The following is a 9,896-nucleotide window of genomic DNA, read 5'->3' on the forward strand; positions in this document are numbered from 1 at the left end:
AGCGTATGAGAAACCCCTTTCCCTTCCGATCACCTCACGGCGATCACCGCCGACCCGTGCCCGAACAGCCCCTGGTTTGCGGTGATCCCCACGCGCGCGTGCTCGACCTGCCGGGCGCCCGCTTCGCCCCGCAACTGCCAGGTGAGCTCGCACACCTGGGCGATCGCCTGGGCCGGGACCGCCTCGCCGAAGGAGGCGAGCCCGCCGCTCGTGTTGACGGGTATGCGTCCGCCCGGCGCCGTCGCCCCCTCGCGAAGGAGCTTCGCGCCCCCGCCCTCCCCGCACAGTCCGAGGTCCTCGTACCACTGCAACTCCAGGGCCGTGGACAGGTCGTAGACCTCGGCGAGGGAGAGATCCTCCGGCCCGGCACCGGCCTCCTCGTAGGCAGCGCGCGCGATCGACGCACGGAATGTCCCGGCGGCGGGCTCGACCGCGGCGGCGGAGTCCGTCGCGATGTCCGGCAGGTCCAGCACCGTGTTCGGATACGTCGGCGTCACCGTCGACACCGCCCTGATCCGCACGGGCCCGGCCACACCCCGCCGACGCGCGAACTCCATGCTGGAGAGTACGAGCGCCGCACCGCCGTCCGAGGTGGCGCATATGTCGAGCAGCCGCAGCGGATCGGCCACGACGGCGGAGGCCGCGACCTCTTCCGCGCTCACCCGCTTGCGGTACCGCGCGTACGGATTGAGCGCCCCCAGGGCCGCGTTCTTCACCTTGACCTGAGCGAAGTCCTCCATCGTGTCCCCGTGCACGGCCATGCGCCGCCGCGCGTACAGCCCGAAGTACGTCGGGTTGGTCGCGCCGAGGATCCGGAAGCGGAGCCAGTCCGGATCGTCAGGCCGGTCGCCGCCCGCGGGCCGGAAGAACCCCTTCGGCGCGGCATCGGCCCCCACCACGAGCACCACGTCGGCCAGTCCCGCGAGGATCTGTGCCCGCGCGGCGGCCACCGCCTGCGCCCCGGACGCGCACGCCGCGTACACGCTGGCGACCCGGGCCCCCTGCCAGCCGAGCGCCTTGGCGAAGGTCGCCCCTGCCACATAGCCCGGGTAACCGCCCCGCACGGTGTCCGCGCCGACGATCGAGCCGACGTCCCGCCACTCGAGGCCCGCGTCGGCCAGCGCCGCTCGGGCGGCCGCCACGCCGTACTCGACGAACCCGCGCCCCCATTTGCCCCACGGGTGCATGCCCGCGCCGAGCACCGCCACCTCTCCTGTCATGCCGTCACCCCCGTCGGCCGCCAGTGCCATGTCGTCCAGACCGTCTCGCCGTCCTCGTGGAGCACACCGGGGACGACCTCCACCTCATCGCCCACCGCCAGGTCGGCGACGGTGACCCCGGGAACCGCCTGCCCCAGCACCACGATCCGCTCGGCGGCCAGCTCCACCGCGATCAACGTGTACGGCTCCCACGGAAGTTCCGGATCGGTCACATAGGGTGACGGAGGCCGGTAGCGGCCGTCCGTGTACGACCAGACGCGACCGCGCCGCGAAAGGGGAATCTCCGCCAGATCACCACAGTCGCATCCGGGGTTGCGACAGTGGCTGTCCTCGCGCGGGAAGAAGACCGACGCGCAGGCGGAGCAGCGGGTACCGAGAAGCGTGAAGTCGTCTCCCTCACCGGCGAACCACCCGGTGACCACAGGTGTGCGTGTGCGCGGCAAGACCCCTCCCCGGGCCGTATCTGACGGAACGTCAGAAGTGTCGCACGGGCGGCCGCAAAGGGGCAGGGGGCCCAGCGAAAGCGGAACACCTGATGATCGGATACAGTCCGCCGCGTGTCCGAAACTCAGCACTCCATCCCCAACTCCGCGCCCGGCTCCCACTGTTCGAGCTGCGGAGCGCCCTACGGAGAGGGCGTCGCGGGCTGGCCCCGCACCTGTCCCGTCTGCAACACGGTGGCCTACCGCAACCCCCTGCCGGTCGCCGTCGCACTCCAGCCCGTGTACGACACGCAGGGCACCGCCCTGGTCGTCATCACCCGAACCATCGCCCCCGCGCGCGGAGGCATCGCCCTGCCCGGCGGTTACGTCGACGACCGTGAGGACTGGCGGCACGCCCTGGTCCGCGAACTCAAGGAAGAGACCGGCATCGACGCGGCGAGCCGCGACGTACGGCTCGTCGACGCGCTGAGCTCGCCCGACGGGCACCTGCTGCTGTTCGGAGTGCTGCCGGAGCGTCCCGCCGACGGCCTCACGCAGTCCGCCGCCACGGACGAGACGGAGGGCTGGCACCTCCTGCGCAGGCCGGAGGAGCTCGCCTTCCCGCTGCACACGCTGGCCGTAAGGGCCTGGTTCGAGGGCCGCTACGTCTGATCCTCAGCGCGCTCCCAGCCCGCGCAGCCGCACGGGGTGGGACGGCTCGCTCACGCCGTCCTCGCCCTCCCGCTGAACGACCACCTTGTGGCCCTCCCAGCGGGCGACGTAGCGCTCGATCTCCGGTTCGTCCCAACCGTCGCCCGCGTCCGCAACGACCAGTCCGCCCCCGCTCCGTCCCCGGGCGGGCGCCCACACCTCCAGTTCGAGACCGCCGTCGTCCCCCTGCACCGGAATGACGGCGCCCGCGCGCGCGAGTACCGGGATCCGCGACAGCGGGGCGTCCACGAGCACCTGTCCCGGCCCCTCGTAGACCTGTTCCGTCACCGTGTCGTACCAGCGGCCCCGCGGGAGCTGAACCGCACGCCGGTCGCTGCCCGGATCGAGCACCGGTGCCACGAGCAGGCAGTCACCCAGCAGAAAGACGTCCTCGCAGTCCCGCAGGGCACGGTCCTCGGGCGCGGACCACCACACGGGCCGGACGTAAGGCGCACCGGTACGCCGGGCCAACAGTGCGAGTGTCATGAAGTACGGCAGCAGCCGCCGGCGTTCCACGAGGGCCACGCGCGCGTGCTCCAGCACCTCGGCTCCGAACTCCCACGGCTCTCTGCGCCCTGCCCGGGGACTCGCGTGGGTGCGGAACAACGGCAGATAGGCGCCGAGTTGGAACCAGCGCAGATACAGCTCGGGCGAGGGGAGCCCGTCGTAGCCGCCCACGTCGGGCCCCGAGTACGGCACCCCGCACAGCCCGAGCCCCATCACCAGCGACAGCGAAGCCCGCAGGCCCGGCCAGCCGGTCGCCACGTCACCGGACCAGGTGCCGCCGTATCGCTGCATGCCGGCCCATCCGGAACGCGAGAACAGAAAGGGCCGCTCGTCCGGCACCAGGTCGCGCAGACCCTCGTATCCGGCCCGGGCCATGCACAGCGCGTAGACGTTGTGCGCCTCCCGGTGGTCACCGCCGCGGCCCTCCAGGGAGTGCCTGGCCGACCGGGGCAGGGTGGACTCACCGAACGCGTTGAAGGACGTCGGCTCGTTCATGTCGTGCCAGAAGCCCTTGAACCCCGCCGTGAGCCTCTCCTGGTAGAGGCGACCCCACCATGCACGCACGCGCGCGTGCGTGAAGTCGGGATAGACCGCCTCACCGGGCCACACGACCCCGCCCACGAGCCGCCCCGACGCGTCCCGCACGAAGGCGTCCTCGGCCGTCCCGCTGTCATGGACGGCGTTGCCGGGCGCGGCCTTGACCGCCGGGTTGACGATCGACACCAGCCGGATCCCGTCCCGCAGCAGTTCCTCGGCCAGTTGGGGCAGCTTCGGAAACCGCCCCTGATCGACCGTGAACACCTGGTGCTCGTCGTAGTGGTCGATGTCCAGATGGACGGCATCGAGCGGCAGCGCCCGCTCCTGGTACCCGGCGACGATCCGCCGCACCTCCTGGTCGCTGCCGAAGCCCCAGCGGGCGTGATGATGGCCGAGCGCCCAGGACGGCGGCAGCGCGGGCGCACCGGTCAGCGAGGCCCAGGCGAGCAGCACGCGCGCGGGAGTGCCCACCATCACCCAGCAGCGCAGCGGACCGCCGGCCATCCGCAGCTCGGACATCCCCACCCGGTCGTGCCCGGAACCGGCGCCCTCCTCGCCCTCCCGCAGGGTCACGGTGCCGTCCCACGAGGTGTCGTGGAACACGAGATGGGTGGCGGCGTCGGCGACCACGAGCTGCACCGGCATCGTGATGTACAGCGGATCGTCTCCCGGCCCGAACGCCCGGCCCGGGTCGGTGTTCCACAGCCGGTACGTCCCGTCCCGCAACCGAGGCCCCGACGCGCGTCCCCCCAGCCCGAAGAACCGTGCGTCGGCGGCCACCTCCGACCGCTGCATCCAGCGCGCCTCGCCGCCGCCCACCGGCTCCCACCAGCGGGGCGGCAGATCCCGGCGCAGGGTCACCCCGCCGGGCGTACGAACCTCGACCGCTCCGTGCCGCGACACCACGACCGTCGCCCGCTCGGCCACGACCCGCCAGCCGCCGTCCTTGTCCGGCTCCAGGACCGCACGGGGATCCGGCTCCGGACAGCGGCCCGTGAGCGCGTACGACGGCTCGGGCTCGGCGCCGTCCCACCCCCAGAAGACCACCCCGTTCACCGCGACGACGATCCGCAGCTCGGCGCGGCTGAACCGTATGACACCCCCTCCGGGACCCGGCTCGACGTCCCGCATCGGCCCGGGCACCCGCGCCCGCTCGGCCCCCCGCGCCGGCAGCCCGACGGCGTCGGTACGCCTCCTGCGCCACGCGGCGCGCACGGTACGCAACCCCTGGGGCGCCCCCGCCGAACCAACCGCCTTCACCGAACGCACCAGGTCACGACCGTTCATGCTGCTCACCCTGCCACTCACTGACTCACCCGCGCGTGTCGTTCAACTGGCGTTCACCCGTGCCGGAGCCACATCTTCACGACACGGACTATGTGGGGCGCACCCTGGCGTAGAAGTTGATCACATGGCATCGTCCCTGTCAGCCGCGTCACGCGCACACCCCTGGCCCGTGCGCGGGAGACGCACACGACGCGCACAGTCCGGGAGCCCCCATGTCGACCGTGAATCCCCAGCCGCTCTGGCAGCCAGATCCGCAGCGCATCGCCCGGTCCCAGGTCACCAGGTTCCAGGCATGGGCGGCCCAGCACCACGGCGCCCCGGCCGACGGAGGCTACGAGGCCCTCCACCGCTGGTCGGTGGACAAGCTGGAGCCGTTCTGGGAAGCAGTCACCCAATGGTTCGACGTACGGTTCTCGACGCCGTACGCGCGCGTGCTGGGCGACCGCTCGATGCCCGGCGCCGAGTGGTTCCCGGGAGGCACCCTCAACTACGCCGAGCACGCCCTGCGCGCGGCCGCGACCCGCGCGGACGAACCCGCCCTCCTGTACGTCGACGAGACCCATGAGCCGCGCCCGGTGACCTGGTCCGAGCTGCGCCGCCAGGTCGGCTCCCTGGCCGCGGAGCTGCGCGCCCTCGGTCTCCGGCCCGGAGATCGCGTCAGTGGCTACCTCCCGAACGTTCCGCAGGCCGTCGTCGCCCTGCTCGCCACGGCCGCCGTGGGCGCCGTCTGGACGTCCTGCGCCCCCGACTTCGGCGCCCGCAGCGTCCTGGACCGCTTCCAACAGGTCGAACCGGTCGTCCTGTTCACCGTCGACGGCTACCGCTACGGCGGCAAGGAGCACGACCGCCGTGAGACGGTCGCCGAACTCCGCCGCGAACTGCCTTCCCTGCGCGCCGTCGTCCACATCCCGCTCCTCGGCACCGAGGCTCCTGAAGGCGCCCTGGAGTGGGATGCCCTCACGAGCGCGGACACGGAGCCGGTCTTCGAACAGGTGCCCTTCGCGCACCCCTTGTGGGTGCTCTACTCCTCGGGCACGACAGGCCTGCCGAAGGCGATCGTCCAGTCCGAGGGCGGCATCCTCGTCGAGCACCTCAAGCAGCTCGGCCTGCACTGCGACCTCGGCCCCGAGGACCGTTTCTTCTGGTACACCTCCACGGGCTGGATGATGTGGAACTTCCTCGTCTCCGGCCTCCTCACGGGCACGACCGTAGTCCTGTACGACGGCAGCCCCGGCTACCCCGACACGGGCGCCCAGTGGCGGGTCGCCGAACGCACCGGCGCCACCCTCTACGGCACCTCGGCCGCGTACGTCATGGCCTGCCGCAAGGCCGACGTGCACCCCGGCCGCGACTTCGACCTCGCCCAGGTGCGGTGCGTGGCCACCACCGGTTCACCGCTTCCGCCCGACGGCTTCCGCTGGCTGCACGACGAGGTCCGCGAGGACCTGTGGATCGCCTCCGTCAGCGGGGGCACGGACGTGTGCTCGTGCTTCGCGGGCGCCGTACCGACCCTGCCCGTGTACATCGGCGAGCTCCAGGCACCGAGCCTGGGCACCGACCTGCAGTCCTGGGACCCGAGCGGCAAGCCCCTGATCGACGAGGTCGGCGAGCTCGTCGTCACCAATCCCATGCCGTCGATGCCGATCCACTTCTGGAACGACCCCGACGGAAGCCGCTACCACGACAGCTACTTCGACACCTATCCCGGAGTGTGGCGGCACGGCGACTGGATCACCGTCACCTCGCGCGGCTCGGTCGTCATCCACGGCCGCTCCGACTCGACGCTCAACCGCCAGGGCGTCCGCATGGGTTCGGCCGACATCTACGAGGCCGTGGAGCGACTCCCCGAGATCAAGGAGTCCCTGGTCATCGGTATCGAGCAGCCCGACGGCGGTTACTGGATGCCGCTGTTCGTGCAACTGGCTCCGGGTGCCGTCCTCGACCAGGCACTCCTCGACCGCATCAAGGCGACGATCCGCGAAAACCTCTCGCCCCGCCACATCCCGGACGAGGTCATCGAGGTCCCCGGCATCCCGCACACCCTCACCGGGAAGCGCATCGAGGTCCCAGTCAAGCGCCTCCTCCAGGGCACCCCTCTGGAGAAAGCGGTCAACCCGGGCTCCATCGACAACCTCGAACTGCTCCACTTCTACGAGGACCTGGCCCGGAAACGCGCCTGAGGGAGCGGGTCACCGAGGCCGGCCGCCGCATCGGCCGACTTCAGCGCACCTGAGGCGGTGCGGCCGCTTTTCGGCGGACGCCGCAAGGGCTCCGAGGCGCGAACGCCACCATCTCCAGGACCACTCACAGTCACCGCGGTCATATGCCACCCTCCCGGCAGGGCGGGCCGCCTTCGGCACGACCGTAGTTCTGACCTGCACAATCAAGCACCGACTGGTAAGGGGGTGCTTTCCTCGGACCTCGTTGTCAGTGCCGCCGGTTACTGTGAGTGAGAATTGATCGACTGCGCACAGGGGGAAACATGGCGCACACCGACCACCAGACAATGCGACGCGTCCTGCGCCGCGAAATCGCCGGAACCATCGGCCTGCTCACCGACGAACACGACTTCCGCGCCATGCGGCGCTACCGCAGCTTCACCTTCGACGACCACGCGACCTACCTGAATCAGGTCGAAGACCTCCTCAGGACCCGCGCCGCACAGGGCAGCCACACCACCGTCGCCCTCTTCGACCCCCAGGAGTACGCCGAGTTCTGCGAGGAGACCGGCCTCAACCCGGACATCCCGTCGAGCCGAACACGCTTCACGGCAGAACTCGCCAACACCGGACCGACCCTTCCCTACGAGGGCCAGCCCCTCACCGACCTCGTGCCCGCCCTCGTGGACGAAGCCGTCCGCCAGGCCACCTGGGAGTACGCGACCACCCTCCTCGCCCGCCTCGGCGCCTGCGGTTCCTGCGGGGAGGACATCGGCCGGGCCGCCTTCACCCGCGCCTCCCACCTCCTCGTCCGGATCCTCGACACAGCCCTGCCGGGCGAACACCACCTCGTCTGCAGCGTCACCGGCTCGCCGGAAACGCTCGTCTCCGTCCTTCACTCCGAAGAGAACACCGATGGGGCCGTCCAACTAGACGAGTCCGAGGCCCTCGAATTCACCACAGTCCTCGCACTCGGCATCGCCACCCAGAGCCCCGGCGGACTCGTCATGCGCACCAGCGCCCCCGGGACCACCGACCGCATCTACGGCTGGCGTCTGCGCGGCGACGGCCTCGAACCCCTCACCGCCGGAGAAGTCTTCGACGCCTACTGCACTGACATCGACTCCGGCGACCTGATCTCCCCGGAATCGGACGTCGACTACTGCGTGCCGCCCGACCTCGGACCGGAAGGACAGACGTCGCGCCACAGTCACTGAACACAGAGGAGGGCGCTCCACCCACGGGTGGAGCGCCCTCCAGGAACCTTCGCCGGGCCTCTGCGGTCCGACTACTCGCCCGACAGCACCGCCTGGGCCGCGGCGCGCGCGTCCTCAGCGCTGTCGGCGGCCCGCGCGGCGGCGGCAGCACGCTCACACTGCGCCAGCGTGTACTTCGCCAGCGTCGCCCGGACATAAGGAAGGGACGCCGCACCCATGGAAAGCGAGGTCACCCCCAGACCGGTCAGCACACAGGCGAGCAGCGGGTCGGAAGCGGCCTCACCACACACACCACAGCTCTTGCCCTCGGCCTTCGCCGCCTCGGCGGACAGCGCGACCAGGTCGAGCAGCGCGGGCTGCCACGGATCCTGCAGCCGCGACACCGCACCCACCTGACGGTCGGCGGCGAAGGTGTACTGCGCGAGATCGTTGGTCCCGAGCGACAGGAACTCGACCTCCTGCAGAATCGACCGCGCCCGCAGAGCGGCCGAGGGAATCTCCACCATCGCGCCGAACTTCGCCTGCAGCCCCGCCGCACGGCAGGCGTCGGCGAACGCCCTGGCATCGGCGCGGTCCGCCACCATCGGGGCCATGACCTCGAGGTAGACGGGCAGACCCTCGGCGGCCTTCGCGAGCGCCGTCAGCTGAGTCCGAAGCACGTCGGGGTGATCGAGCAGCGTCCGCAGTCCACGCACACCCAGCGCCGGATTCGGCTCGTCGGACGGCGTCAGAAAGTCCAGCGGCTTGTCCGCGCCCGCGTCGAGCACACGGACGACCACACGCCCCTCGGGGAACGCCTCGAGGACCTGGCGATACGCCTCGACCTGCTTCTCCTCGGACGGAGCGTTCTTGCTGTCGTCGAGGAAGAGGAACTCGGTACGGAAGAGACCGACGCCCTCGGCTCCCGCTTCGACCGCGGCGGGCACGTCCGCCGGACCACCGACGTTGGCCAGCAGCGGCACCTTGTGGCCATCGGCGGTGGCACCCGGACCCGTCGATGCGGCGAGCGCGGCCTTCCGCTCGGCGGCAGCGGCCTTCAACTGAGCCTTCTTCTCATCGCTCGGGTTCACGAAGATGTCACCGGTGCTGCCGTCGACAGCGATGACCGTGCCCTCGGCCAGCTCACCGGCACCCGGCAGCGCCACAACGGCCGGCACACCCAGCGCCCGCGCCAGAATCGCGCTGTGGCTGGTCGGCCCACCCTCCTCGGTGACGAAACCCAGAACGAGCGTCGGATCCAGCAGAGCGGTGTCGGCAGGAGCGAGATCCCGTGCCACCAGGACATACGGCTCGTCGCTGTCCGGGACGCCCGGCATCGGCACCCCCAGCAGACGAGCGACGATACGATTCCGCACGTCGTCGAGATCGGCGACGCGACCGGCCAGGTACTCACCCGCGCCCGCCAGCAGCTCGCGGTACGCGGCGAACGCGTCGTACACGGCGCGCTCGGCCGTGCTGCCGACGGCGATACGCCGGTCCACGTCTGCCATCAGCTCGGGATCCTGGGCCATCATGGCCTGCGCTTCGAGCACAGCCTGGGCCTCACCCCCCGCCAGATTGCCGCGCGCCATCAGGTCGGCCGCCACAGCCTCCACGGCCTTGCGGGCGCGCCCCTGTTCACGCTCCGCGTCCTCAGCCGGAATCTGCTTGGCAGGCGGCTCCAGCACCGCCGTTCCCATATGCCGAACCTCGCCGATCGCCACACCGTGGCTCACGCCGACGCCTCGCAGCGTTGTCTCCATCTCACCCGTCTCCGATAGTGCGGCGGGTCCCGCCGCCGTGGTGGTTGTCGTCCCTATTTGCCGTCGTACGACGGCACTGACGTCACTTCCAGAC

At 71.0% G+C, this 9,896-nt stretch carries 8 protein-coding genes (1 of these 8 cut by a window edge); 3 read left to right on the top strand and 5 right to left on the bottom strand.

The features are described from left to right. Positions 1 to 29 precede the first annotated feature (29 nt). Entirely contained in the window at positions 30 to 1,220 is a 1,191-nt protein-coding gene (locus BFN33_RS20585; RefSeq protein ID WP_069761886.1) for a lipid-transfer protein, read from the bottom strand. After that, a complete protein-coding gene (locus BFN33_RS20590) occupies positions 1,217 to 1,642 on the bottom strand; it encodes a Zn-ribbon domain-containing OB-fold protein (RefSeq protein ID WP_069761537.1) in 426 nt (141 codons plus the stop codon). The genes BFN33_RS20585 and BFN33_RS20590 overlap by 4 nt, the downstream gene beginning before the upstream one ends. 135 nt (positions 1,643 to 1,777) lie before the next feature. Between BFN33_RS20590 and BFN33_RS20595 the strand changes: the two genes are divergently transcribed. Then, positions 1,778 to 2,314: an NUDIX domain-containing protein gene (locus BFN33_RS20595; protein ID WP_069761538.1), complete on the top strand. Its 537-nt coding sequence runs from the start codon at positions 1,778 to 1,780 to the stop codon at positions 2,312 to 2,314. A 3-nt stretch (positions 2,315 to 2,317) separates the two neighbouring features. Here the strand turns inward: BFN33_RS20595 and BFN33_RS20600 are convergent, their stop codons facing one another. Beyond that, positions 2,318 to 4,684, bottom strand: a complete 2,367-nt coding sequence (locus BFN33_RS20600) for a TIM-barrel domain-containing protein (RefSeq protein ID WP_069761887.1) — start codon at positions 4,682 to 4,684, stop codon at positions 2,318 to 2,320. 212 nt (positions 4,685 to 4,896) lie between these two features. Here BFN33_RS20600 and BFN33_RS20605 point away from each other — a divergent pair, with 212 nt between their 5' ends. Both BFN33_RS20605 and BFN33_RS20610 read left to right on the top strand, forming a co-directional pair. Beyond that, positions 4,897 to 6,864 carry an acetoacetate--CoA ligase gene (locus BFN33_RS20605; RefSeq protein ID WP_069761539.1) on the top strand — a complete coding sequence of 656 codons (1,968 nt, stop codon included), beginning with the start codon at positions 4,897 to 4,899 and terminating at the stop codon, positions 6,862 to 6,864. Between the two features lie 302 nt (positions 6,865 to 7,166). Then, entirely contained in the window at positions 7,167 to 8,060 is an 894-nt protein-coding gene (locus BFN33_RS20610; RefSeq protein ID WP_069761540.1) for a hypothetical protein, read from the top strand. Positions 8,061 to 8,131: 71 nt separating this feature from the next. Here BFN33_RS20610 and ptsP read toward each other — a convergent pair whose 3' ends face one another. Together ptsP and BFN33_RS20620 are read right to left on the bottom strand one after the other, a co-directional pair. Then, a complete protein-coding gene (ptsP, locus tag BFN33_RS20615) occupies positions 8,132 to 9,802 on the bottom strand; it encodes a phosphoenolpyruvate--protein phosphotransferase (protein ID WP_069761541.1) in 1,671 nt (556 codons plus the stop codon). Between the two features lie 82 nt (positions 9,803 to 9,884). Further along, positions 9,885 to 9,896, bottom strand: the 3' end of a protein-coding gene (locus BFN33_RS20620; RefSeq protein ID WP_069761542.1) for a PTS glucose transporter subunit IIA. Its footprint extends 438 nt past the window's final position; the window shows 12 of its 450 coding nt (coding positions 439-450); its start codon lies beyond the right edge, outside the window; the stop codon is at positions 9,885 to 9,887.

Origin of the sequence: Streptomyces sp. LUP47B (assembly GCF_001746295.1) — a bacterium.
Taxonomy (GTDB): Bacteria; Actinomycetota; Actinomycetes; order Streptomycetales; family Streptomycetaceae; genus Streptomyces.

Coding starts and splice junctions, on each gene's coding strand:
- BFN33_RS20585 (WP_069761886.1), bottom strand. CDS start 1,220: ATGACAGGAGAGGTGGCGGTGCTCGGCGCGGGCATGCACCCGTGGGGC.
- BFN33_RS20600 (WP_069761887.1), bottom strand. CDS start 4,684: ATGAACGGTCGTGACCTGGTGCGTTCGGTGAAGGCGGTTGGTTCGGCG.
- BFN33_RS20605 (WP_069761539.1), top strand. CDS start 4,897: ATGTCGACCGTGAATCCCCAGCCGCTCTGGCAGCCAGATCCGCAGCGC.
- BFN33_RS20610 (WP_069761540.1), top strand. CDS start 7,167: ATGGCGCACACCGACCACCAGACAATGCGACGCGTCCTGCGCCGCGAA.
- ptsP (WP_069761541.1), bottom strand. CDS start 9,802: ATGGAGACAACGCTGCGAGGCGTCGGCGTGAGCCACGGTGTGGCGATC.